We start from the raw sequence: 24,612 nt of genomic DNA on the forward strand, positions 1-24,612 counted from the left end.
AGCATCCGGCGCATGGACAACATAGACCTCGAAGTTCTGAAAACCTCCTCGCAGTGGCTGGCCGCGGGCCTGCGCTGCGAGCTGGTCACCGTGCTCAAGACCTGGGGCTCCAGCCCGCGGCCCGAAGGCTCCATGCTGGCGATCTGTGAAGACGGCCGGGTGGTGGGTTCGGTCTCCGGCGGCTGCATCGAGGACGACATGATTGACCGGGCGCGCCGCGAGGGCCTGGACCGCGCGCGGCCCGCCATCGTCACCTACGGCGTTTCGGCCGACGAGGCGCGCCGCTTCGGCCTGCCTTGCGGCGGCACCATTGAGCTGGCGATCGAGCCGCTGTCGGCGGCCAGCCGCGTGGACGAACTGCTGCAGCGCCTGCAGGCCGGTGAGCTGGTGGCGCGCCGGTTGGACTTGCATACCGGCGCCGTCACCTTGGGCACCGCTCAGCCCAGCCAGTCCATGCAGGTGTCCGAAGCCGCGCTGGTGACCCTGCACGGCCCGCGCTGGCGTTTGCTGATCATTGGCGCGGGGCAGCTGTCGCGTTTTGTGGCGCAGATCGCCCAGGGCATGGACTACGCGGTGACGGTCTGCGACCCGCGCGAGGAATACCGGGACAGCTGGCAGGTCGAAGGCGTGGAGCTGGCCACCGGCATGCCCGACGACGTGGTGCAGGCCATGAAGCTGGACGCGCGCTGCGCGGTGATCGCGCTCACGCACGATCCCAAGCTGGACGACCTGGCGCTGATGGAGGCGCTGCGCTCGCCGGCTTTTTACGTGGGCGCGATCGGCTCGCGGCTTAACAACCAGCGCCGCCGCGAGCGCCTGGCCGAGCACTTCGACATGACGCCGCAAGAGTTGGCCAGGCTGCACGGCCCCATAGGCCTTTACATCGGCAGCAAGACGCCGCCCGAGATCGCGATTTCCATCCTGGCCGAACTCACGGCGGTGAAGAACCAGGTGGCCTTGCCGCGCGCCGTGGGCGTCGCCGAGGCCAAGGCGCAGGCCGGCCTGGCGCCCACGGGCGAGGTCTGCGAGCTGCCCGTGCCTGCTGGCAAGCCTGGCGCCTAAACGGCGGCCACGTTAAAGGCCGCGGGCGGCAATCCGGCGCGTGAGCGCTCGGCCATGGTGGCCCAGGCCGATTCCCATTCGCGAATGCGTGCCGCGAGGTCAAACAGCGGAGCGCGGCCAGCGGCAGCTGCCTCGACGTGCTTGCGCAAGTCCTGCAGCGCACCGGGGTTGCGCCCCAGGCGCACCGCTTCGGCACTATAGGCTTCAGGGCTGTCCAGCACACATTGCGCAAGGCCGGCGGCGTGGAGGATGCTACCGCCCAAGCGTGATGCCGGACGGCTGCCCGCACAGCTGATGGCCGGCACGCCGAGGTGCAGGGCGTCTTCCAGGCCCTGCACGGCATTGAGCCGCAAGGTGTCCAGAAACAGGTCGGCATGCCGCATGGCGGCCAGTGCGTCGCTTCGATCCATGGACGTTGAAAACAGCAAGCGGGTCGGGCCCACACCGGCCGCCTGGGCTTCACGCGCCAGGTTGATGGCCGCCGCGCCGCAGCGAGGAAGCCACAGCACGGCGTCGGGCAGGCCGCGCAGGATTTTCATCCACACGGAAAAACTGCGTGGATCGATGCTAGCCGGCGCGAGGGATGAAGCCAGCACCAGCGTGTCGGTGGGCAATCCTGCGTCCTCACGCGATATCGCAGACCCGCTCGCCTCGCTTGGCTGCTGGCCGGCGCTTGCCAGCCAGCAGCTATGCGGCAGGCGGACGATGGCACCGTCCTGTGAAAGCCCGGCGTCGTCGGGGTGGGCGAACCTGTCCGACAAGCTGTAGTCCCAATGCCCGGGCACATGGCGACGGTAGAGGCCGGTCTGGCGCAATTGCACGGGCGCCACCCGCATGGCCGCGATGTCCTGCCGGCTCCAGGATGAATCCGAAGCCATTTCGACATAAATATCCAGCTGGTCCAGCCGCATGCGCCCGGCCGCTTCCGCCGCCGCCATATGGCCGATCTCGCTGACGCTGGCCGCATGAGGCCGCAGCGCTTCGGCCGGCTGCGGGCCCGGCGGCGTGAATGCATAGACATGGATGGCAAAGCGCGATGCGTCATGCCGTGCAAGCTGCTGCGTGAGCGCCTGCAGCTGGCGCGAATCATGAAGGCTTCGCACGGCCAGGCCCACGCGGATGCGGTTGTCTTGCCCCGCGATCGGCTTTCGCTGGCGCGTAAAAGCCGGCAGGGATGCCTTGAGCCGGGCGTTGAGCACGGGGATGGACTCGCTGTGCATCTGTGCCAGTTCGTGGTCCTGCAGGTCCAGCAGCAGGCCGTAAAACGGCGCGTCACCCCAGTTGCGGCCCCGGCCGTTGGCAGTGCTGTCGGCCAGGGCTTTACGCAGCAGGGCGGTGAGCTGATCGTTGTTTCGCCAGTCGCCTGCCGACAGGCCCCGGAATGCCTGGTCAACATGAATCTGCAATGCGTCGGGCGGCTGAAGCATCAGCCTGTGCGCCTGGCTGCTGGCGCGGCCGCACAGGTCGCCCGGGGTGTCGAGTTTCAACAGGAATTTTTCAAAAAGCAGGCGCGTTGGAGCATCGAGCCCCGCCAGGGCCGCGTCCGCTTTTTCAAGCTCGCCGTGGAAGGCGAGAAGAACGGCATGGCGTATTCGCAGTTCGTTGTCGAGAGGGAATTTCGCCGTGGCAGCGATGACCACGTCGAGCGCCTCGGCATAGCGCCGCGCGCCTGAAAGGTACTCGGCAAGATTGGCATGGTAGGGCGCATGGCCGGGTTGCAGCGCCACACACTTTTGCGCCAGCCCGATCGCGATGTCCCAGCGCGACGAACCCGCGGCCAGGATGCCGACGTTGTTCAGTGAGCGCAGGTGCCCGGGGTCAAGCTGCAGGGCCCGGGCATACGCGCTATCGGTCCTGGCCAGGTCGCCGCAGGCTTCGGCCATGATCGCGAGGTTGGCCGCGCCGTCGGCGTCCTGCATCAGCTGGGACTCTACCGACAGCAATGTCCTGTAGGCGGCCATGGGCCGGTCAAGCAGGCTCAGCAAGGTTGCGCAGGCCGACGCGGCATTCACGTCCTGCGGATTCAGGGCAAGGGCCTGCTCAAAAGCGGCGAGCGCCTGTTCAAGCTGGCCGGCCGCATGCAGCTGCGCGCCGCGCAACATCCAGGGGCCATGGTCTTTGGCATCCACGGGGAGCGGGGGCTCCTGTAGGGGCATGGCTGGTCGGTTGTCCTGCATGCTGGAATTATGTGGCACCGGCCTGCGTAGGCCCGCACCGGCCCCGGGGATAATCCGGGTAAATGACTGATCCGTACGCCAGCCCACCATCCGCGCCGCTGCATCTGCTGGGACGCTTCGGTGAGCTATACACCGGTGCGGAACGGGAACTGCTGGACCTCGGGCGGCTTCTGGCCGGCAGGCGTGCGGTCAAGCTGTGGTCCGACGTGCCGGTTCACCCGGCCTATGCCGGCGAAGGTATTACCGCGATCCAGCCTTTCGCGCACCAGTTTCCCAAAGACGGGACGCTGCTGATCGGCGGTGTGCATTTGCAGCCGGGAATCTGGCTCAAGTACACGCGTTTCAAGCGCATTATTCTTTTCCACAATCTCTCGAACCAGGGGCAGCTTTTTGCCATTGTCGAGAGTGTGCGCGAGTCAACCGGGCTCGATCCTGAGATCGTGTTCGTGTCGGATTTTGTGCGGCGCAGTGCCGCGCTGCCGGGCCCCGTGATACCGAGCATGCTGGACCTGGAGCCCTTTTTGCGGGTGGCCGAAAAGCGATTCGAGGCCCCGCAAAAGTCCAGACCCTTTACGGTCGGGCGTGCCAGCCGTGATCTGCTGGAGAAACATAGCCCGGACGACCTGAGCCTTTATCGAATGCTTGCCAGCAGAGGCATCCGGGTGCGCATCATGGGTGGCACTTGCCTGGCTCCGGGGCTGGGCGGCGTGGAGGGCATTGAACTGCTGGCGGCAGGGACACAAAGCATGCCTGAGTTTTACAGCTCGCTCGATGCCGTCTTCTACCGGACGGGGGCCTTGTTCATCGAGGCTTATGGCCGCGTGGTGCTGGAGGCCATGGGGGCGGGCCTGCCGGTGGTGGCGCACGAGACCGGCGGCTACGCGGAGATGATGGCCCACGGCGTATCGGGCTTTCTCGTCAAGTCCCAGGAGCAAGCCTACGACAGCCTGATTGCCCTCGGCGATTCGCCCGAACTCTGCCGCCGTGTCGGTGAAGCCGCGATGCAACAAGCGATCGACACCCATGGCCCCAAGGCCATCGAGCGCGACCTGGCTTTCTATTTGCGCTGAGGCGCCCGGCTCACGGCGCCTGGAAGGCTGCCGCGCCGGAGAAGATCGTTGAGCCGGGACCGGTGTAGACCAGGCCCGCCCGATTGGCGTTCACGCCCGTGAAAAACCCGTTGACATAGATGCCCGTGCCGGAGCTGTAGGTGAATTGCGCACCGGAAATCGCGATGACGTTGCCCACGCTGATATTGCCCAGGGTGGTACTGATGCTCACGCCAAGCTTGCTGTTGGTGAAGTCGACCGCCATCGATGCGGAGGTGAGCGTTCCCATGGCGGTCGCCGGGCCGCTGGGGCTGGTATAGCCGGTGACCGGCGTGGCGCCAATCAGGGTGTATGTGGCGATGCCGGTTGTGGTGGGCATGACCGCCGTGGGCTGGCCGACGATGTAGTGAAGGTCCGCCAGATTCGTCGAGCTGTTTTTCGTGGCCGTCGTCCAGGTACCCCATCCGATGAAGTCGCCTGCCGCGATGGTGCCGGCCGAACCGAAGCTGTTGGCCGTGGTCGGCTTGAAAACATTGCTTCCGCTCGTGAAGTCCGTGACTTTTCCGAGATCCAGGGTCGTGGAAGTCGCCACCACGGGGCCGACCTGGGGCCCCGGCCCGGAGACGAAGGGGACGTAATAGCTCGCCGCCACCTTGAGGTTGGTGAAGGTGCCTGTGTTGGCCGGTGGGGTGGGGGGGATTGGCTTGTTGATGATCCCGCCGGGACCGGAAGGGTCGGGATTGTTGCCTATGACCACGGGATCTTGCGTTGGCGGCGGCGTCGGCACAGGTGCCCGCACATTGGTGCGCACGGGCGCATCCGTGTTGTTGACGACCCGCACCGATTCGCCGGCCGTCAGGCCCACGCAGCCGCCGGCGTTGCAGACCTCGATGGCGTCCAGCTCGGTCGTCACACCCAGCGAACCGTCGGGGTTGTAGCCGACATTGAAGCCGGAGCCGCGTATGCCTATGGTGGCCGTGGTGGTGGTGACCTTGTAATTTTCGCGGTTGCGCTTGCCGATCAGGCCGGTGATGGCGCGCATGCTGCCGCGCAGGAGGTCGACCAGGAATCGGTCTTCCTTGGGGTCGGCCTTGTCGACATAGTTGGCGACCTTGAACTCGGTATTGGGCTGCAGGGACACCAGGCCGCCGTCGGTGAAGCGCACCTGAGCGCGCCCGCTGGCGCCGGTCAGGATGGCCTGGCCGCTTTCGATGTCCTTGCCCTTGACCAAGGCCGTGGTCGCGCCGTCCGCGCGGCGGACGTTGACATCGCCGACGATGAACTGGGCCACGCCCGCGGAAGGCGCGGCAAAAGCCTGCAGCGGGTAAATGGCGGCCAACGCCATGGCCAGAGCGGTGTGCTGGAGCTTGATGTGCGGGGTCATGGTGGTTTCTCCGGTATTTTTAGAGGGTGCGCACGGGGCTGGCGTGAGGGGCTAAGGGGCGGTTCCGCTCAAAGGGGCGGGCTCAGGACCAGGTTGGTCTGCTGGAAAACGGCCGCGCCGGAAACCTTGCCCGCACCGGGGCCCGCGCCTGTGACCGATGGTGCGCTGTAGACCAATGCGGCGCGGCTGGCATTGTTGCCGGTGAAAAAGCCGGCGACGTTGGTGCCCGAGGTGCTGGTGATCTTTGAGTTGTTGATGTCGACGTTGTTGGTGATGCCGTAGTCATTGCCGCCGAAGCGCGTGGTGAGGTCCAGGTTGCCATAGCCCTGGCCTGGGCTGTAGGCGCCGAAGTAGGCGACCAGCGAACCGCCGACGAGCTGGCCCGCGCCCAGCGTGCTCGAGTAGGCGGTGCCGCCGGCCAGCTGGTAAGTGCCCTGCATGTTGTCGGCCGGCATCTGGGCCGTCGGCGTTGGCCGGCCCATCACGAAATGAACGGATTCAATGGCGGTGGTTGAACCCGCCACGATTTTTTGCCCCGTCACCCAGCTGCCCCAGCCGACGAAATCGGCATCGGCCGGCACGCCCAACGCGCCTTTTTCCATCGTGGTGAGGCCGGGCGTGCTGCGGAACTGGGTCAGGACGTTGCGGCTGTCCAGGCTGTCGAAGTCGATCGGTTTACCGCTCAGGAAGCTGGTCAGCACGGCGGCGCCGGCCTCGGGGTAGTAGCTTTCGACCACCGAGTTGGTCGTTGTGCGGTCGGTGAAGGCGACCGCCGCGGCGAGGTCGGTGAACACCTGTTTGACGGGCGCCTGTGTGACGGGCGGAGGAACAATGGCGGGCTTGCCGTCGGAGGTTGTCTGGTTGCCCGCCACAACTGCTTCCTGTGTGGGCGGCGGCGTCGGCACATTGGCCCGCACATTGGTGCGAACCGGCGCTTCGGAGCTGTTGATGACCCGTACCGATTCACCGGCCGTCAGGCCCACGCAGCCGCCGGCGTTGCAGACCTCGATGGCATCCAGTTCCGTCGTGATACCCAATGAACCATCGGGGTTGTAGCCCACGCTGAAGCCGGAGCCGCGTATGCCTATAGTGGCCGTGGTGGTGGTGACTTTGTAGTTTTCGCGGTTGCGCTTGCCGATCAGACCGGTGATGGCGCGCATGCTGCCGCGCAGCAGGTCGACCAGGAAGCGGTCCTGCTTGGGATCGGCCTCGTCGACATAGTTGGCGATCTTGAACTCGGTGTTGGGTTGCAGGGATACCAGGCCGCCGTCGGAAAACCGTACCTGGGCACGGCCGGCCGTGCCCGTCAGTATGGATTCGCCGCTCTCAAGCGGCTTGCCTTTGGCCAGCGCCTCGGCCCTGCCGTTGGCGCGCAGCACGTTGACGTCGCCGGCGATGAACTGGGCGACGCCGGCCGAGCCGGCGGCGAAGGAGTACGCGGGGAAGGCCGCCGCAACCACGACCGACAGGGCGGCGCGTTGGAGGGGGCGGTCCCTGAGAGTTTTCATGAGGCTGTAGCGGCGGGCGTTTTCAGTCAAAACCGCAGGTTCAGAAGTCGCGGCGCACCGTGACCGAGAACAGGCTGCGCTTGTAGTCGGAAATCGCGACATTGGATTTCACCGAGGTCAGGGCCAGCTGGGGCGTGACGCGCCACAGTTTGGCGGGCACCCAGTTCAGGCCCATGTTCAGGTTCCACTGCTTGTCATGGCGGGTGACGAGGAACAGCGGATCGGCGCCGCCGTATTTGCGGTCTTCGTAGGCGAGGCTGCCGAACAGCGCCAACGCGTCCGAAAGCGTTTTCTGGATGCCGGTGCGCAGGCCGACAAGGTCATGGCCCAGGTGCGGAACGCCCGCGGCGCGCTCTTTTTCCGTGCCGACATAGCCGCCCGCGAAAACCACGATATTGCTGTCGCGGAAGGCATGGGCATAGGAGGTTCCGACCACGGTGCGCGTCGCGTCGCGCAGCGACTGGCCGGGGTAGCTCAGGTCGCCCCACTGGATATAGGTGCTCCATTGGCGAAAGCCGTCGATGCGGTAAGTCCATTCGCCAACCAGGCCCTGCTGGTCGCGGGCACGTGAGCCGGCCACGGTGTAGCTCCCGACCTGCACCACGCCCGAGAACTCGTGTTTGTCGTAGCGGTAGCTGGCGCCGAAATTGACATCGACCTGGCCGGTATTGAAGTCGTTGTACTTGCTGTTGACGCGCCCGTTGCCGTAGACGTTGCCGATCAGCGACCAGCGCGGATCCACCACGTAGCGGGCCGACAGCCCGCCGCCCAGGCTCATGAACGCGTCCTTGGTTTCGACGCCGGCGGGATTGAGCGTGAAGATCAGGCCGCCGAAAGCGGGTACGGCCACATTCGGGTTGCCGGGGCCGCTGTTGATGTTGGTGTCGTAGCCTATGCTGGCTTCCAGGAAGGGCTTGACCGATGAGCGGGCGGCTTCCTCGGTCCGGTCTATGGCCTGCAGGAACTGGTCGATGGTGGCGGCGGCTTCGGCCGGGATGTTGTCCTGCTTGGTTTCCAGCAGCACTTGCCGGGAAGCCTTGGTATCACCGACGGAGAACAGCGCGCGGCCGAGTTCTGCGCGCGCCCGGGAATTGCTGGGCTGCACGGCCAGCACTCGTTCCAGGGCGAATACCGCGCGGGTGTACTGGCCGGTTTCATTGGCGGCAATGCCCAGCACGGTGTCGAAATCCGGGTCGCCTGCGCGCGCGGCCTCTTGCGGCTCCAGCAGGTCGAAGGCTTTTTGTGGCTGGCTTTGGTCCAGCAGGCTGCGGGCGTTGCTGACCAGCGCATCGACTTCCGCGTGCGCCAGGCCGTTGGCCAGGATGGCAAGAAGAAGAGTGACCCCGCCCGAGAATAGTTTGTTTTTTGAATACATAAGTATTGTTTTATAAAGGTCCCAGGTAACAACCCGTAAGCAACAAAAGTTTTATATCACGCGGGGATGACTTTCAGGGGTTTATTACACCTGCTACAGAGGGAGGAAGTGCGGCGCGGCAACACCTTTTTCGGGCTTTGGCACCGACTTGGTGATATTCACCAGTTTCAGGGGGTAGCCAAGGGTATTTACGGGGGACATCTCCCCGATTTGGCGGAATAATATTAGCTATCACTTATATTAAGAAAAAGTCACTATGGACGAGATGATTCAGACCAGCGCGCAGGTGGAACGGGGCCGGGTGTTTGAGTTGGCCGCCGAGCTGTTCGCCGTGCTCGCAACGCCCATGCGCTTGCGCGTGCTCAGCGCCCTGTGCGAGCGCGAAAAATCCGTCAACGAGTTGCTGGCCGAAATTGACACCACCCAGCCCAATCTCTCCCAGCACCTGGCTGTGCTCTACCGCACCGGTGTTCTGGCCAAGCGCAGGGAAGGCACCCAGGTGATTTACCGGGTGCAAAGCGAAAAAGCCGTGGCGCTGTGCCGCAGTGTCTGCACCCAGATCGCCATCGAACTGGACGAGCCGGGCTCGCTGTCGCCGGCCCAAAGCCTGTCGCCGCGCCCCGGCATGCAGGACGCCTGAACCGAAAGACGCCACCCATGCTGAACCGATTCCTGCAGCGCGCGCCCGAAAACTTTCTTTCCCGGGAGCAGATACAAGAAGTGCGGGCAGGGCGCCGCGGCTTTCTGGCCGGCGTCTTTGCCGCTGCGGCCGGCACTGTGGCCGCGGGCCAGGCTGTTGCACAAGGCGCGGCGGCCGCAGCCGAAGGCGAACCCGAAATCCTGAACCTTCCGCCGCACAGCAAAGGCCTGGGCCAGCCGGTGGCGGCCCGCGGCTACGGCCTGCCCAGCGAGTTCGAGAAAAACCTGCAGCGCCGCGAAAGCCCGGGCCTGACGCGCGTGAGCCAGGCGAGCGTGAGTTTTTGCCCCTTGCAGGGCCTGTTCGGCATCATCACGCCCAGCGGCCTGCACTTTGAGCGCCACCACCAGGGCTGGTGGGACATAGACCCCTCCAAACACCGGCTGATGCTCAACGGCTCCGACGAGGCCATGCTCAAGCGCCCCATGGTCTTCAACATGGACGAGTTGATGCGCCTGCCCAGCGTGAGCCGCATGCACTTCATCGAGTGCGGCGCCAATACCGGCATGGAATGGGGCAATGCCGCCGTCCCGACGGTGCAGTACACCCACGGCATGCTGAGCTGCAGCGAGTTCACCGGCGTGCCGCTACGCACCCTGCTGGAACTCTGCGGCGCCGACCTCAAGCGCGCGAAATTCATCCTGGCCGAAGGCGCCGACGGCTCGAGCATGACGCGCACCATTCCCATGAACCTGGTGATGAGCGGCGAGGTGCTGGTCGCTTATGGGCAAAACGGCGAAATGCTTCGGCCCGAAAACGGCTACCCGCTGCGGCTCATCGTGCCCGGCGTGCAGGGCGTGAGCTGGGTCAAATACCTGCGCCGCATCGAAGTGGGCGACATGCCCTACGGTGCCAAGGACGAAACCATCCACTATGTAGACCTGCAGCCCAGCGGCCTGCACCGGCAGTACACCAGCATCCAGGAAGTCAAAAGCGTGGTCACCTCGCCCAGCGGCGGCCAGGTGCTGCTGCAAAAAGGCTTTCACAACATCACGGGCCTGGCCTGGAGCGGTCGCGGCAAGATACGCCGGGTCGATGTCTCGGTCGACGGCGGGCGCAACTGGACGCAGGCGCGGCTTGAAGGCCCGGTGCTGGCCAAATGCCTCACGCGTTTTAACGCCGACTTCGTCTGGGACGGCAAGCCGGCGATTTTCCAGAGCCGCGCGGTGGACGAGACCGGGCAGATCCAACCGAGCTACAACGAGTTGCGCAAGGTGCGCGCCTCGCGCAGCATTTATCACAACAACGCCATCCAGTCGTGGTCGCTGGAAGAAACCGGCGAGGTGAAAAATGTCCAGGTTTAAACGCGTCAGGTGCTCGTTGCTGGTGCTCGCCTGCCTCGGCACCATGGGTACGGCATTCGCGCAAACGCAAGCCGCCGCGCGGCAGGCGGCGCTGGCCAACATCGGCCGGACCGCCACGCCCGCCGAAGTGAAGGCCTGGGACATTGACGTGCGGCCCGATTTCAAGGGCCTGCCCAAGGGGCAGGGCTCGGTGCGCCAGGGTGAGGTGCTGTGGGAGGCGCAATGCGCCTCCTGCCACGGGAGTTTTGCCGAGTCGTCCGAGGTGTTCACGCCGATCGCCGGCGGCACCACGGCGCAGGACGTGAAAAGCGGCCGGGTCGACGGCCTGATGCCGGGCGCCAACCAGCCCAACCGCACCACGCTGATGAAGGTGTCCACGCTGTCGACGCTGTGGGACTACATCAACCGCGCCATGCCCTGGACCGCGCCCAAGACGCTGACGCCCGACGAGGTCTATGCCGCGACGGCCTATATCCTGTTCCTGGGCAATGTGCTGCCGGAAGACTTCACGCTGTCCGACGCCAACATCCGCGAGGTGCAGGATCGCCTGCCCAATCGCAATGGCATGACGACGGCGCACGCGATGTGGCCCGGCAAGGAACTGGGCGGAACGGCCAGGCCCGACGTGCAAGGCTCGAACTGCATGGTGAACTGCAAGGCCGAAGTAGTGATCAAAAGCTTTTTGCCCGACTATGCGCGCAACGCCCATGGCAATCTGGCCGAGCAGTCCCGCGTGGTGGGCGAAAGCCGCGGGGTGGACACGACACGGCCGGCTTCGGCCGCGGCGGCACAATCGGGCAGCTCCGTGGCGCAGGTGGAGCGCGCGCCCGCCGCGATCCCGGTGGCGGCTGTGGTGAAGACGGCGGCCACAGGCGCAGCGTCGGTGATGCCGCTGCTGCAGAAAAATACCTGCGTGGCCTGCCATGGGATGGACAACAAACTGGTGGGGCCGTCCTTCAAGGATATAGCCAACAAATATAAGGACCGTGCCGACGCGGTGAATTACCTCTCGGGCAAAATCAAGGCAGGCGGGCAGGGCGTCTGGGGTGCAATTCCGATGCCGCCGCAGGCTTTGAGCTCGGCGGAGTCGGCGCAGATTTCCCAATGGCTGGCGCAGGGCGCGGCGAAGTAGGGGGCGGCGGACCGGCGGTGTTTTTTGAGGCATGCATGGGAGAAATACCCTCCCGGATTTTTGAGTTTTTGATGTCCAATCGGGCTAAGTTTTTAAGACATTGAAGTTATATAAAGAGGAGTTCAACCATGGAACGTCGTGATTTTTTGGCCAGCAGTTCCGGTGCCACGGCGCTGGCGCTGGCAGCGGCCTCGGGCCTGAGCCCGGCCTACGCGCAAAACGCCCCGGGCTGGAACAAGGCCGCTTTTGAGAGCAAATCCCTGGCCGACGCGGCCAAGGCCATGGGCGCCACCAGCGCGCCTGTTGAAAGCAAGGACCTGCTGCTGCAGGCGCCCGAGATCGCCGAAAACGGCAACGTGGTGCGCGTCGGCGCCCAGAGCAATATCGTGGGCACCACGCAGATCGCGCTGGTCGTTGAAAAGAACCCCAGTGCGCTGGCCGCCATGTTCGAAATCCCGGCCGGCACCGACGCCAATGTCTCGACCAATATCAAGATGGGCCAGTCCTCCAATGTCTATGCGCTGGCCAAGGCCGGCGACAAGTACTTCTACGCGGTGAAGGAAGTGAAGGTCACGCTAGGCGGCTGCGGCGGTTGATCCGTCCCATCCCCCGTCTACCAACCCAAGCTTGAAATCAGGAGAAAAAAATGTCAGACCCCATGCGAATCCGGGCCCAGGCCCAAGGCGATAAAACCACGGTGCGTGTGCTCGTGAGCCATGAAATGGAAAGCGGCCAGCGCAAGGACGCCGCCGGCAAGACCGTGCCGGCCTGGTTCATCCAGAACATCAGCGCCACCTGGAATGGCAAGACCGTCATGAGTGCCCAGTGGGGCACGGCCGTCTCCAAAAACCCCTTTGTGCAGTTCAGTTTCAAGGGCGGCAAGGCCGGCGACAAAATCGCTGTGAGCTGGACCGACAACCACGGCGACAAGCGTACCGACGAGGCCGTCATTTCCTGAGTTCCCCGCTGGTTTGCGCGCCGCGGCCCCGGCCGCCCACAATGATATTTGAGGAGAGACCCCGATGAAATTGAGCCTGTTTGGGCTGGCGGCCCCGGCCGCCTTAGCCGTCCTGTCCGCCTTGCCGCTGCCGGCGGCGGCGCAGAAGAGCACGGCCGAAGGCATTGCCGAATACCGCGCCATGCTGGCCGACGGCAACCCCGCCGAGCTGTACGAAGCCAAGGGCGAGGCTCTCTGGAAACAGGCACGCGGCCCGAAAAACGCCTCGCTGGAAAAATGCGACCTGGGCAAGGGACCGGGCGTGGTCAAGGGCGCTTTCGTCGAGCTGCCGCGTTTCTTCCCCGACACCCAGCGCGTGCAGGACCTGGAGTCCCGCCTGCTGACCTGCATGGAGCAACTGCAGGGCTTTAGCGCCGCCGAGATCGCCAAGACCCCTTTCGGCGCCGGCGAGCAGAAATCGATTGAATCGCTGGTGGCCTATATCTCGGCCGAGTCGCGCGATATGGCGTTCAATGTGCCCCAGTCGCATGCCAAGGAAAAGCTGATGTACGAAGTCGGCAAGAAGGTGTTTTACCTTCGAGGCGGCCCCTATGACTTTTCCTGCGCGTCCTGCCACGGCGAGGACAACAAGCGCGTGCGCCTGCAGGACCTGCCCAACCTGACCAAGCAGCCCGGCGCCGGCAACGGTTTCGGCGCCTGGCCGGCCTACCGCGTCTCCAGCGGCGACTTGTGGAGCATGCAGCGCCGCCTGAACGACTGCTACCGGCAGCAGCGCTTCCCCTTCCCGGGCTACGCCTCCGACGCCACCATTGCCCTGGGCGTGTACATGGGCGTCAACAGCAAGGGCGGCGTATCGATCGCGCCCGCCTTGAAACGTTAATCCGCCAAGTCGGTATCGGGAATCCACATGAACACCTCCTACACACAAGCAGCGCTGTCCGCGGCGGGCCTGGCTTTCGCGGCTTTTTTCCTGTCCAGCTGCGCCACCGCGCCCACGGCCGAGCAGGTCGATGAAGCCACGCAGCAGGTGCTCAAAAGCTCCTTCCGCGAGCAGGGCATTGCCAAGATGGACCGGCTGACGCTGGACGCCACCAACCAGGCCTGCTCGGAAGCGGCCGGCAAACCGCTGGACGAAAAACTCGCCAAGTCCATTGAAGAGGCCAATCTGCAGACCGTGAAGCCGCCTTCGGACGGCAAGTACCTCGGTAACTGGAGCGAGGGCGAAAAAATTGCGCAGAACGGCCGAGGCCTCACCTGGAGCGACAAACCCGGCGAGGCCAACGGCGGCAGCTGCTACAACTGCCACCAGATCAGCAAGGCCGAGCTGTCCTTCGGCTCCATAGGTCCCAGCCTTTACAACTACGGCAAGCTGCGCGGCGTGAGCAACCCGGCCTCGCCCGAAAGCAAGCCCATCGTGGACTACACCTGGGGCAAGCTCTGGAATGCCAAGGCCTACAACGCCTGTTCCGACATGCCCCGCTTCGGCCACGCGTCCATCCTGAACGAGCAACAGATCCGTGACGTGATGGCATTGCTGCTGGACCCGAACTCGCCCGTCAACAAGTAACCTGCGGCGCTTCGGTGCCCGGATCGATCGCAACCTGAAAGCATGCCTGGCGCGCCGGGCAGGATGTCCAACGCCATGAATCTCTCCCGCCGCGAATTCGCAAGTGTCATGGCGGCCGCCCTGGCCGCCGGTTTCCCCCTGCAGCGCGAGGCCGGCGCCGCCCAGGCTGCAGGCCTGTACGAGCTGCCGCGCAGCGGCAATGTGCACCTGCTGCACATGACCGACTGCCATGCCCAGCTGCTGCCGATTTATTTCCGCGAGCCCTCCGTCAACCTGGGCGTGGGTGCCATGCGCGGGCAAGCGCCCCACCTGGTGGGCGAGCATCTGCTCAAGGCGGCCGGCCTCAAGTCGGGCACGCCCCAGGCCCATGCGCTGACCTTTCTCGATTTCGAACGAGCCGCGCGCCAGTACGGCAAGGTGGGCGGTTTCGCCCATCTGGCGACGCTGGTCAAACAGCTCAAGGCCGGACGCCCCGGCGCCTTGCTGCTGGACGGCGGCGACACCTGGCAGGGCAGCGCCACGGCGCTCTGGACGCAGGGCCAGGACATGGTGGACGCGGCCAAGCTGCTGGGCGTGGACGTGATGACCGGCCATTGGGACTTCACCTATGGCGAGGAGCGCATCAAAAAAATCGTCGAGCAGGACTTCGCCGGCAAGATCGATTTCGTCGCGCAGAACGTGAAGACCAGCGACTTCGGCGACCCGGTGTTCAAGCCCTATGTGATCAAGGAAATGAACGGCGTGCCGGTGGCCATCGTCGGCCAGGCCTTTCCCTATACGCCGATCGCCAACCCGGGCTGGCTCACGCCCAGCTGGACCTTCGGCATACGCGAAAGCGAGATGCAGGAGACCGTCAACGAGGCGCGCGCCAAGGGTGCGCAGGCCGTGGTGCTGCTGAGCCACAACGGCATGGACGTGGACCTCAAGATGGCCTCGCGCGTGACCGGCATAGACGCGATCTTGGGCGGCCACACCCACGACGGCGTGCCGGTGCCCGTCATCGTCAAAAACCCGGGTGGCCAGACCATAGTCACCAATGCCGGCAGCAACGGCAAGTTCCTGGGCGTGCTGGACCTGGACGTCAAGGACGGCAAGGTGGCGGGCTTCAATTACCGGCTGCTGCCGGTGTTCGCCAAGCTGTTGCCGGCCGACGCGGCCATGAACGAGCTGATCGCGAAGGTGAGGGCGCCTTATAGCGCCAAACTCGGCGAAAAACTCGCGGTGACTGAAGGCACGCTCTACCGGCGCGGCAATTTCAACGGCAGCTTCGACCAGCTGATCCTCGATGCGCTGATGAAGGTGCGCGGCGCCGAGATCGCGTTCTCGCCGGGCTTCCGCTGGGGCACCTCGCTGCTGCCCGGCCAGGCCATCACGCGCGAGCATGTGATGGACCAGACGGCCATCAGCTATCCGTGGACCACGCTGACCGACATGCGCGGCGACATGATCAAGACCATCCTGGAAGACGTGGGCGACAACCTGTTCAATCCCGACCCGTATTACCAGCAGGGCGGGGACATGGTGCGCGTGGGCGGCCTCACCTACACCTGCGAGCCAGGCGCCAAAATGGGCGAGCGCATCCAGGACATGCGCCTGGGCGGCAAGCTCATCGAAGCCGGCAAGACCTACAAGGTGGCCGGCTGGGCGCCGGTGGCCGAAGCCAGCAAAAACGCCGGCCCGCCGGTCTGGGAGGTGGTGGAGAGCTACCTCAAGGCCCACAAAGTCATCAAGCCCGTCAAGCCCAACACGCCAAAGCTGGTCGGTGTGGCTGGCGACCCGGGCCTTGCCGCCTGAGTTTTTGCCCCAATCTGTCAAACAGCTGTCAATGCAGGGCATGTGACGGCGTGTGAGGGTCTGTGAGGCATGTAAAAGTCATGGCCCATTCCAAATGGGCATGGCGCGGTCTTTCGGCTGTCACAGTTCGGTGGCACAATCTGGGGTGTTTCTGAAGGCCCTTCCTGCCACAGTCGCATCCGCTAATCGGTCCAGCCGTGTTGCGGAAGGTTAATCAACCAGCTTTAACCAGCTAATGTTTCCCTAAGGGAAACGGAGGTCAGCGGATATGAGTTCCAGCCCGACGGCATCGTCCGTCTATTCAGCCTATCAAGGCAATACCTACCTCTTCGGCGGCAATGCGCCCTATGTCGAAGAGATGTACGAAAACTACCTCGCCAACCCCGGCAGCGTGCCCGACAACTGGCGCGAGTATTTCGACGCACTCCAGCATGTTCCCGCCGTGGACGGCAGCAATGCCAAGGACGTTCCGCACCTGCCGGTCGTCAATGCCTTCGCCGAGCGCGCCAAGCAGGGCCAGACCAAGGTCGTGGTCGCCAGCGGCGCCGACTCCGAAATGGGCCGCAAGCGCACGGCCGTCCAGCAGCTGATCGCCGCCTACCGCAATGTCGGCGCACGCTGGGCCGACCTGGACCCGCTCAAGCGCGCCGAACGCGACAAGATTCCCGAACTGGAGCCTTCGTTCTACGGCTTCAGCGACGCCGACCAGGAAACCGTGTTCAACACCAGCAACACCTTCTTCGGCAAGGACACCATGAGCCTGCGCGAGCTCATGAACGCGTTGCGCGAAACCTATTGCGGCACGATTGGCGCCGAATACATGTACGCCACCGACCAGAATCACAAGCGCTGGTGGCAGCAAAAGCTCGAATCGATTCGCAGCAAGCCCAATTTCGCCAAGGAAAAGAAGCTCCACATCCTGGACCGCCTGACAGCCGCTGAAGGCCTGGAGCGCTTCCTCCACACCAAATACGTTGGCCAGAAGCGCTTCTCGCTGGAAGGCGGCGAAAGCTTTATCGCCAGCATGGATGAGTTGATCCAGCAGGGCGGCATCAAGGGCGTGCAGGAAATCGTGATCGGCATGGCGCACCGCGGCCGCCTCAACGTGCTGGTCAATTCCCTGGGCAAGGTCCCGGCCGACCTGTTCGCCGAGTTCGACCACACCGCTCCCGAAGACCTGCCCAGCGGCGACGTCAAATACCACCAGGGCTTCAGCTCCGACGTGACCACCCCCGGCGGCCCGGTTCACCTGACCCTGGCCTTCAATCCCTCGCACCTGGAAATCGTCAACCCCGTGGTTGAAGGCTCGGTGCGCGCCCGCATGGACCGCCGCGCCGACCCGCAGGGCAAGCAGGTGCTGCCCGTGCTGGTGCACGGCGACGCCGCCTTCGCGGGCCAGGGCGTGGTCATGGAAACGCTGGCGCTGGCCGAAACCCGTGGCTACTTCACGGGCGGCACGGTGCACATCGTGATCAACAACCAGATCGGCTTCACGACCAGCGATCCGCGCGACAGCCGCTCGACGCTGTACTGCTCCGATGTCGTCAAGATGATCGAGGCACCGGTGCTGCACGTCAACGGCGACGATCCCGAAGCCGTCGTGCTGGCCACCCAGCTGGCGCTCGAATTCCGCATGGAATTCCACAAGGATGTCGTGGTTGACATCATCTGCTTCCGCAAACTGGGCCACAACGAGCAGGACACCCCCGCGCTGACCCAGCCGCTGATGTACAAAAAGATCGCGCAACACCCCGGCACGCGCAAGCTGTATGCCGACAAGCTGGCGGCCCAGGGCATGGGCGACACGCTGGGCGACGACCTGGTCAAGGCGACGCGCGCGGCGCTGGACGCCGGCAAGAGCACCTTCGACCCGGTGCTGACCAACTTCAAGAGCAAGTACGCGGTCGACTGGACCCCTTACCTCGGCAAGAAGTGGACCGACGCGGGCGATACCGCCATCCCTATGGCCGAGTGGAAGCGCCTGGCCGACAGGATCACCGCCATCCCGTCCACCGTGACCCCGCACCAGCTGGTCAAGAAGGTGTACGACGACCGCGCCGCCATGGGCCGCGGCGACATCCCCGTGGACTGGGGCATGGGCGAGCACATGGCTTTCGCTTCGCTGGTGGCCAGCGGCTACCCGGTGCGCCTGTCCGGCGAGGACTGCGGCCGCGGCACCTTCACGCACCGCCACGCCGTGATCCACGACCAGAACCGCGAGAAGTTCGATACCGGCACCTATGTGCCGCTGCAGAACGTGGCCGACAACCAGGCCCCCTTCGTCGTCATCGACTCCATCCTGTCCGAAGAGGCGGTGCTGGCGTTTGAATACGGCTATGCCTCCAATGATCCCAACACGCTGGTGATCTGGGAAGCCCAGTTCGGCGACTTCGCCAACGGCGCGCAGGTCGTGATCGACCAGTTCATCGCCTCGGGCGAAGTGAAGTGGGGCCGCGTCAACGGCATCACGCTGATGCTGCCGCACGGTTACGAAGGCCAGGGCCCCGAGCACAGCTCGGCGCGCCTGGAGCGCTTCATGCAGCTGTCGGCCGACCTCAACATGCAGGTGGTGCAGCCCACCACGGCCAGCCAGATCTTCCACGTGCTGCGCCGCCAGATGGTGCGCAACCTGCGCAAGCCACTGGTCATCATGACGCCCAAGTCGCTGCTGCGCAACAAGGACGCTACTTCGCCGCTGTCCGAGTTCACCAAGGGCGCTTTCCAGACCGTGATTCCCGAGAACAAGGAAGAGATCAACAAGAAGGCCGACAAGGTCAAGCGCATCATCGCCTGCTCGGGCAAGGTCTATTACGACCTGGCCAAGAAGCGTGAGGAAAAGGGCGCGGACGACACCGTCATCCTGCGTGTCGAGCAGCTCTATCCCTTCCCGCACAAGGCCTTCGCCACCGAGCTCAAGCGCTACCCGAACGCCACCGACATCGTGTGGTGCCAGGACGAGCCGCAAAACCAGGGCGCCTGGTTCTTCGTGCAGCACTACATCCACGAAAACATGCTCGATGGCCAGAAGCTGGGCTACTCAGGCCGTGCCGCCTCGGCGTCACCGGCTGTGGGCTACTCGCACCTGCACCAGGAGCAGCAAAAGGCGCTGGTGGACGGTGCCTTCGGCAAGCTCAAGGGCTTTGTGCTGTCCAAGTAAGGCCGGCCACTTCACCATACAGAACACAAGAACGTACACGAAAGAAACAACATGGCTATCGTAGAAGTCAAAGTCCCCCAGCTGTCCGAGTCCGTGGCCGAGGCCACCATGCTGCAGTGGAAGAAAAAAGTCGGTGAAGCAATCGCCGTCGATGAAATCCTGATCGAAATCGAAACCGACAAGGTCGTGCTCGAAGTGCCCGCGCCTTCGGCCGGCGTGCTGACCGAGCTGGTGGTTGCCGACGGCGGCACGGTGGTGTCCGACCAGGTGATCGCCAGGATAGATACCGAAGGCAAGGCAGGCGCTGGCGCTCCCGCCGCCGCTGCAGCGGCCGCACCGGCTGCCGCGGCAGCTTCGGCCCCGGCACCCGCCGCCGCTCCCGCCGCGGCGGGCGGCTCCATGGCCGGCGTTCCCATGCCCGCGGCCGCCAAGCTGATGGCCGACAACAACCTGGCCGCAGGTTCCGTGCCGGGCACTGGCAAGGACGGCCGCGTCACCAAGGGCGACGTTCTGGGCGCGACCGCCGGCGGCGCCAAGCCCGCCGCCGCGATTCCCACAGGCGTACCGACTACGGCCCTGCCGCAGGTCGCGGCTTCGGCCAAGCCCGCCGACCTGGGCGATCGTCCCGAGCAGCGTGTGCCCATGAGCCGCCTGCGCGCGCGTATCGCCGAGCGCCTGCTGCAATCGCAGGCCACCAACGCCATCCTGACCACCTTCAACGAAGTCAACATGGCCCCCGTCATGGAAATGCGCAAGCGCTTCCAGGAAAAGTTCGAAAAAGAGCACGGCGTGAAGATCGGCTTCATGAGCTTCTTCGTCAAGGCGGCTGTGCATGCCCTGAAGAAATACCCCGTGCTCAACGCCTCGGTCGATGGCAATGACATCGTCTACCACGGCTATTTCGACATCGGTATCGCCGTCGGTTCGCCGCGCGGCCTGGTGGTGCCCATCCTGCGCAACGCCGACCAGATGAGCTTTGCCGACATCGAAAAGAAGATCGCCGAATACGGCGCCAAGGCGCGCGACGGCAAGCTGGGCATTGAAGAAATGAGCGGCGGCACCTTCTCGATCTCCAACGGCGGCGTGTTCGGCTCCATGCTGTCCACCCCCATCATCAACCCGCCCCAGTCGGCCATCCTGGGTGTGCACGCCACCAAGGACCGCGCCGTGGTCGAAAACGGCCAGATCGTGGTGCGCCCGATGAACTACCTCGCCATGAGCTACGACCACCGTATCGTGGACGGCCGCGAAGCCGTGCTGGGCCTGGTGGCCATGAAGGAAGCGCTGGAAGACCCGGCCCGCCTCCTGTTTGATATCTAAAAAACTCCGGGGCAGGGCGGTCGTCGCTTGACGGGCCGCCCGCCACCGCTCAATCGGAAAAATACCATGTCCAAACAATTCGACGTGATCGTCATCGGCGGCGGTCCTGGCGGCTACATTGCCGCCATTCGCGCAGCGCAGCTGGGTTTTAACACCGCCTGTATCGACGAGTGGAAAAACGCCAAGGGCGGCCCCGCCTTGGGCGGTACCTGCACCAACGTGGGCTGCATTCCCTCCAAGGCGCTGCTGCAGTCGTCCGAGCACTACGAGCAGGCCGGTCACCACTTCGCCGACCACGGCATCGAGGTCAAGGGCCTGGGCCTGGACGTCGCCAAGATGCTGGGCCGCAAGGACACCGTCGTCAAGCAGAACAACGACGGCATCGTCTACCTGTTCAAGAAAAACAAGGTCACTTTCTTCCATGGCCGTGGCTCTTTTGCCGCCGCCAAGGACGGCCTCTATGACATCAAGGTCGCCGGCGCCACCGAGGAAACCATCTCCGGCAAGCACATCATCGTGGCCACGGGCTCGAATGCCCGCGCATTGCCCGGCGCGCCGTTTGACGAGGAAAACATCCTTTCCAACGACGGCGCGCTGCGCATAGGCGCGGTGCCCAAGAAGCTGGGCCTGATCGGCTCCGGCGTGATCGGCCTGGAAATGGGATCGGTCTGGCGCCGCCTGGGCGCCGACGTGACGGTGCTCGAAGGCCTGCCGACTTTCCTGGGTGCGGTGGACCAGCAGATCGCCAAGGAAGCCCACAAGGCTTTCACCAAGCAAGGCCTGAAGATCGAGCTCGGCGTCAAGGTCGGCGAGGTCAAGTCTTCCAAGAAGGGCGTGTCGGTCGCCTATGTCGATGCCAAGGGACAGGCGCAGACGCTGGAAGTCGACAAGCTGATCGTCTCCATCGGCCGCGTGGCCAACACCATAGGCCTGGCGCCCGAAGCCGTGGGCCTCAAGCTCGACGAGCGCGGCGCGGTGGTGGTCGATGATGCCTGTAAAACCAACCTGCCCAATGTCTGGGCCATCGGCGACGTGGTGCGCGGCCCCATGCTGGCGCACAAGGCCGAGGAAGAGGGCGTTGCCGTTGCCGAGCGCATCGCCGGCCAGCACGGCCACGTCAACTTCAACACCATTCCCTGGGTGATCTACACCAACCCCGAGATCGCCTGGGTGGGCCAGACGGAAGAGCAGCTCAAGGCCGCCGGCCGTGCCTACAAGGCAGGCACCTTCCCCTTCATGGCCAATGGCCGCGCGCGCGCGCTGGGCGACACCACCGGCATGGTCAAGATGCTGGCCGACGCCGCCACGGACGAAATCCTGGGCGTGCACATCGTCGGGCCTTTCGCCAGCGAGCTGATCGCCGAATGTGTGGTGGCCATGGAGTTCCGCGCCAGCAGCGAGGACATCGCGCGCATCTGCCACGCGCACCCGTCGCTCAGCGAGGCGACCAAGGAAGCCGCGCTGGCGGTGGACAAGCGCACGCTGAATTTCTGAGCCGAGCCAAGCAGGTACTGAATCGGTGGCTCAACCGGTACGCGCGGCGTACGACGCTGAACTGGCGGCGCGGGGTTACGTCAGCGACCCCGCGCAGCTGCGCGCCGTCGAGGCGCTGGAACGTTGCGCCTCCGAGTGGGCCGACTTCAAGGAGCAGCGCTCCAACGCCTTCAAGAAGCTGATCAATCGGCCCGACATTCCCCGCGGCGTGTACATGTACGGCGGCGTCGGGCGCGGCAAAAGCTTTTTGATGGACTGCTTTTTCGGGGCAGTCCCGCTGCGGCGCAAGGTCCGGCTGCATTTTCACGAGTTCATGCGCGAGGTGCACCGCGAACTGCAGGATTTGCAGGGCACGGCCAACCCGCTCGACGAGCTGGGCCGGCGCATTGCCAAGCGCTATCGGTTGATCTGCTTTGATGAGTTCCACGTGGCCGACATCACCGACGCCATGATTCTTCATCGCCTGCTGTCGGCGCTGTTCGAGAACGGCGTGGGCTTTGTCACCACCTCCAACTTCCATCCGGACGAGCTCTATCCCAACGGCATGCACCGGGACCGGGTGCTGCCCGCCATTGAACTGCTCAAGGCCAACCTGGAGGTCATCAGCGTCGACAACGGCACCGACTACCGCAGACGTACCCTGGAGCAGGCCAGGCTTTACCACACGCCGTTGGGCCCCCAGGCCGACGCCGAAATGACGGAAACTTTCAATGCGTTGGCGGAGTCCCAAGATGAAAACCCGGTGCTGCAGATCGAGTCCAGGCAGATCCAGGCCAGGCGCAAGGCGGGCGGGGTGGTGTGGTTCGATTTCAAGACGCTGTGCGGCGGGCCGCGTTCGCAGAACGACTACCTGGAGATCGCGACGCAGTTCCACACTGTGCTCTTGAGTGACGTGCCTTACATGCCCTTACGAATGGCCTCGGAAGCCAGGCGGTTTACCTGGCTGGTGGATGTGCTGTACGACCGCCGCGTCAAGCTCATCATGTCGGCAGAAGTCGCTCCCGAGGCGTTGTACACCGAGGGCCCGCTGGTGCACGAGTTTCCCCGCACCGTCTCCCGGCTCAACGAAATGCAGTCCAAGGAATTCCTGGCGCTTGACCGCCGAAACGTGGATACCACCCTTACATGAAAAAATTCGCCGCCGCATGCTTTCTCGCCACCGTGGGCATGCTTGCGGGCGCGCAACCCGCGGCGCAGCAGCCGGCCGCGCCCGCCGAAGCACCGCGCAGCATCGATGCCGAGCGCGCCAGGATCGGTGCGGAGCGCGCCCGGCTGGAAGCGGGTTTCCTGGCCGAAGACGCCGAGTGCTATAAAAAATTCGCCGTCAACAGCTGCCTGGGCAAGGTCAACGAGCGTCGCCGCGAAGTAATGGGTGACCTTCGCCGCCAGGAAATCCTGCTCAATGATGAAGAGCGGCGCAACCGCGGTGCCGAGCAGATCCGCAAGACCGAGGAAAAGGCTTCACCTGAAAACCAGCAGGAAGCCGCCGACCGCCGGGCAAAAGCCGCGGCCGACTACCAGTCGCGTCTGGAGCGGGAGAAGAAAAAGAACGAGGACCGTGCCGCCGCCAAAGCCGGTGAGCAGGGCAACAGCGATGCCAGCGCAGCCAGGCTCAAGGGCAGCCAGGAGAAGTCCCAGGCCAGAAGCGACAAGAAAGCCACGGCGGCCGAAGAGGCCAAAAAATTCAATGACCGCGTGAAGGAAGCCCAGGAGCGCAAGGCCCAGCACGAAAGCGACCGGCTCAAGCAGACCAAGCCGCCGGCCAAGTCCCTGCCTTTACCCCAGGACTAAGCGAGGCGGTGGCTCGGGGGCCAGGGGTTCGAGCTTGACGATCACCAACGAGAGGTTATCGCCGCCGCCGCGTGCACGCGAGCGGGCTTTCTGGATCAGGAACTCGGTGGCTTCGCGCGGTGACAGCATGGACAGGGCCGAGCCCATTTCGCTGGCGCTGAAGTAGTGCCAGACGCCGTCGCTGCAGGCCAGCAACACGTCTTCCGGGCGCAACTGGGGAATGAAGTGGTGCGTGATGGGCGGAGCGTCTTCGGTGCCCAGGCAGCCCATCAGGATGTTGGACTGGGGGTGGACGTTGGCTTCGTCCTCGGTGATCTCGCCCTTATCGACCAGCGTCTGCACATAGGAGTGGTCCACCGTCCTGTGCACCAGCTTGCTGCCCTGGTAGTGGTAGATGCGGGAGTCGCCGGTGTGCACCCAGTGGCAGTCGCCACCCGGGTTGATCAGGAAGGCCGCGAGCGTGCTGTGGGGTTCCTGTTCGGCCGAGATCGCGGTGAGCTTGATCACGATGTGCGCTTCCTCGACGATCTGCTTGAGCATGGCGGGAGCGTCATCGGTCTCCGGCGCATAGCGGTCAAAGAGCTGCTTGGCGGTCAGCATGACCTGGTCGGAAGCCTTGCGCCCGCCGCTGCGGCCCCCCATGCCGTCCGCCACGATGCCCAGCATGCAGCCGGGAATCCGCGAGTGGCTGAACAGGTTGACCTGATCTTGCTGGTAGTCCCGATCTCCCTTGTGGATACCGGTGGACGCTGTGATTCGATAACCTTTGGACATTGTGTGGTCGTTCGGGCGCGAGGCTCGATTTATGGTCGCAATCGACGTATTATCAAGCGAAGCGGCGCG

General features: G+C 64.5%; 20 protein-coding genes. 15 read left to right on the forward strand and 5 right to left on the reverse strand.

Annotation, left to right across the window (positions count from 1 at the left end; all coding sequences use genetic code 11):
- The first annotated feature begins 12 nt into the window (after positions 1-12).
- The gene (locus ACEN8I_RS22275; protein ID WP_413330806.1) at positions 13-1,062 is read left to right on the forward strand and encodes an XdhC family protein; all 1,050 of its coding nucleotides are present in this window, start codon (positions 13-15) and stop codon (positions 1,060-1,062) included.
- Here the strand turns inward: ACEN8I_RS22275 and ACEN8I_RS22280 are convergent.
- Complete coding sequence (locus tag ACEN8I_RS22280) at positions 1,059-3,191, reverse strand: tetratricopeptide repeat protein (protein WP_413330807.1); 2,133 nt, start codon at positions 3,189-3,191, stop codon at positions 1,059-1,061. The genes ACEN8I_RS22275 and ACEN8I_RS22280 overlap by 4 nt on opposite strands.
- Before the next feature lie 110 nt (positions 3,192-3,301).
- Here ACEN8I_RS22280 and ACEN8I_RS22285 point away from each other — a divergent pair, with 110 nt between their 5' ends.
- Complete coding sequence (locus ACEN8I_RS22285; protein ID WP_413330808.1) at positions 3,302-4,309, forward strand: glycosyltransferase family 4 protein; 1,008 nt, start codon at positions 3,302-3,304, stop codon at positions 4,307-4,309.
- A 10-nt stretch (positions 4,310-4,319) separates the two neighbouring features.
- Here ACEN8I_RS22285 and ACEN8I_RS22290 read toward each other — a convergent pair whose 3' ends face one another.
- From ACEN8I_RS22290 to ACEN8I_RS22300, 3 genes are all read right to left on the reverse strand, one after another.
- On the reverse strand, positions 4,320-5,672 hold the full coding sequence (locus tag ACEN8I_RS22290; RefSeq protein ID WP_413330810.1) for a FecR domain-containing protein: 1,353 nt from the start codon (positions 5,670-5,672) through the stop codon (positions 4,320-4,322).
- Positions 5,673-5,740: 68 nt separating this feature from the next.
- A complete protein-coding gene (locus ACEN8I_RS22295) occupies positions 5,741-7,180 on the reverse strand; it encodes a FecR domain-containing protein (RefSeq protein WP_413330811.1) in 1,440 nt (479 codons plus the stop codon).
- 40 nt (positions 7,181-7,220) lie between these two features.
- Positions 7,221-8,555: a surface lipoprotein assembly modifier gene (locus ACEN8I_RS22300; RefSeq protein WP_413330812.1), complete on the reverse strand. Its 1,335-nt coding sequence runs from the start codon at positions 8,553-8,555 to the stop codon at positions 7,221-7,223.
- A gap of 256 nt (positions 8,556-8,811) precedes the next feature.
- Here ACEN8I_RS22300 and ACEN8I_RS22305 point away from each other — a divergent pair, with 256 nt between their 5' ends.
- The 13 genes from ACEN8I_RS22305 to ACEN8I_RS22365 all read left to right on the forward strand — a co-directional run bounded on the left by ACEN8I_RS22305 (position 8,812) and on the right by ACEN8I_RS22365 (position 23,769).
- Positions 8,812-9,195, forward strand: a complete 384-nt coding sequence (locus tag ACEN8I_RS22305) for an ArsR/SmtB family transcription factor (protein WP_413330814.1) — start codon at positions 8,812-8,814, stop codon at positions 9,193-9,195.
- Positions 9,196-9,212: 17 nt separating this feature from the next.
- Positions 9,213-10,556 carry a sulfite dehydrogenase gene (gene soxC, locus ACEN8I_RS22310; RefSeq protein WP_413330815.1) on the forward strand — a complete coding sequence of 448 codons (1,344 nt, stop codon included), beginning with the start codon at positions 9,213-9,215 and terminating at the stop codon, positions 10,554-10,556.
- On the forward strand, positions 10,543-11,688 hold the full coding sequence (locus ACEN8I_RS22315) for a c-type cytochrome (protein WP_413330817.1): 1,146 nt from the start codon (positions 10,543-10,545) through the stop codon (positions 11,686-11,688). The genes soxC and ACEN8I_RS22315 overlap by 14 nt, the downstream gene beginning before the upstream one ends.
- 128 nt (positions 11,689-11,816) lie before the next feature.
- A complete protein-coding gene (gene soxY, locus ACEN8I_RS22320; RefSeq protein WP_413330818.1) occupies positions 11,817-12,284 on the forward strand; it encodes a thiosulfate oxidation carrier protein SoxY in 468 nt (155 codons plus the stop codon).
- 50 nt (positions 12,285-12,334) lie between these two features.
- The gene (gene soxZ, locus ACEN8I_RS22325; protein ID WP_007871154.1) at positions 12,335-12,646 is read left to right on the forward strand and encodes a thiosulfate oxidation carrier complex protein SoxZ; all 312 of its coding nucleotides are present in this window, start codon (positions 12,335-12,337) and stop codon (positions 12,644-12,646) included.
- Positions 12,647-12,710: 64 nt separating this feature from the next.
- Entirely contained in the window at positions 12,711-13,526 is an 816-nt protein-coding gene (gene soxA, locus ACEN8I_RS22330) for a sulfur oxidation c-type cytochrome SoxA (protein ID WP_413330819.1), read from the forward strand.
- A 27-nt stretch (positions 13,527-13,553) separates the two neighbouring features.
- Positions 13,554-14,213 carry a sulfur oxidation c-type cytochrome SoxX gene (soxX, locus tag ACEN8I_RS22335; RefSeq protein ID WP_413330820.1) on the forward strand — a complete coding sequence of 220 codons (660 nt, stop codon included), beginning with the start codon at positions 13,554-13,556 and terminating at the stop codon, positions 14,211-14,213.
- Positions 14,214-14,288: 75 nt separating this feature from the next.
- Positions 14,289-16,007, forward strand: a complete 1,719-nt coding sequence (gene soxB, locus ACEN8I_RS22340; RefSeq protein ID WP_413330821.1) for a thiosulfohydrolase SoxB — start codon at positions 14,289-14,291, stop codon at positions 16,005-16,007.
- Positions 16,008-16,275: 268 nt separating this feature from the next.
- Positions 16,276-19,164 (forward strand): 2-oxoglutarate dehydrogenase E1 component, encoded by a 2,889-nt coding sequence (locus ACEN8I_RS22345; RefSeq protein WP_007871164.1) that lies wholly within the window; start codon positions 16,276-16,278, stop codon positions 19,162-19,164.
- Between the two features lie 51 nt (positions 19,165-19,215).
- On the forward strand, positions 19,216-20,484 hold the full coding sequence (odhB, locus tag ACEN8I_RS22350) for a 2-oxoglutarate dehydrogenase complex dihydrolipoyllysine-residue succinyltransferase (protein ID WP_413330822.1): 1,269 nt from the start codon (positions 19,216-19,218) through the stop codon (positions 20,482-20,484).
- Positions 20,485-20,550: 66 nt separating this feature from the next.
- Entirely contained in the window at positions 20,551-21,978 is a 1,428-nt protein-coding gene (lpdA, locus tag ACEN8I_RS22355) for a dihydrolipoyl dehydrogenase (RefSeq protein WP_413330823.1), read from the forward strand.
- 25 nt (positions 21,979-22,003) lie between these two features.
- Entirely contained in the window at positions 22,004-23,107 is a 1,104-nt protein-coding gene (gene zapE, locus ACEN8I_RS22360; RefSeq protein ID WP_413330824.1) for a cell division protein ZapE, read from the forward strand.
- Positions 23,104-23,769 (forward strand): hypothetical protein, encoded by a 666-nt coding sequence (locus ACEN8I_RS22365; RefSeq protein ID WP_413330826.1) that lies wholly within the window; start codon positions 23,104-23,106, stop codon positions 23,767-23,769. The genes zapE and ACEN8I_RS22365 overlap by 4 nt, the downstream gene beginning before the upstream one ends.
- Here the strand turns inward: ACEN8I_RS22365 and ACEN8I_RS22370 are convergent.
- The gene (locus ACEN8I_RS22370; protein WP_413330827.1) at positions 23,755-24,543 is read right to left on the reverse strand and encodes a PP2C family protein-serine/threonine phosphatase; all 789 of its coding nucleotides are present in this window, start codon (positions 24,541-24,543) and stop codon (positions 23,755-23,757) included. The genes ACEN8I_RS22365 and ACEN8I_RS22370 overlap by 15 nt on opposite strands.
- Positions 24,544-24,612: the final 69 nt, after the last annotated feature.

Source organism: Polaromonas sp. CT11-55 (genome assembly GCF_047303325.1).
Taxonomy (GTDB): Bacteria; Pseudomonadota; Gammaproteobacteria; order Burkholderiales; family Burkholderiaceae_C; genus Polaromonas.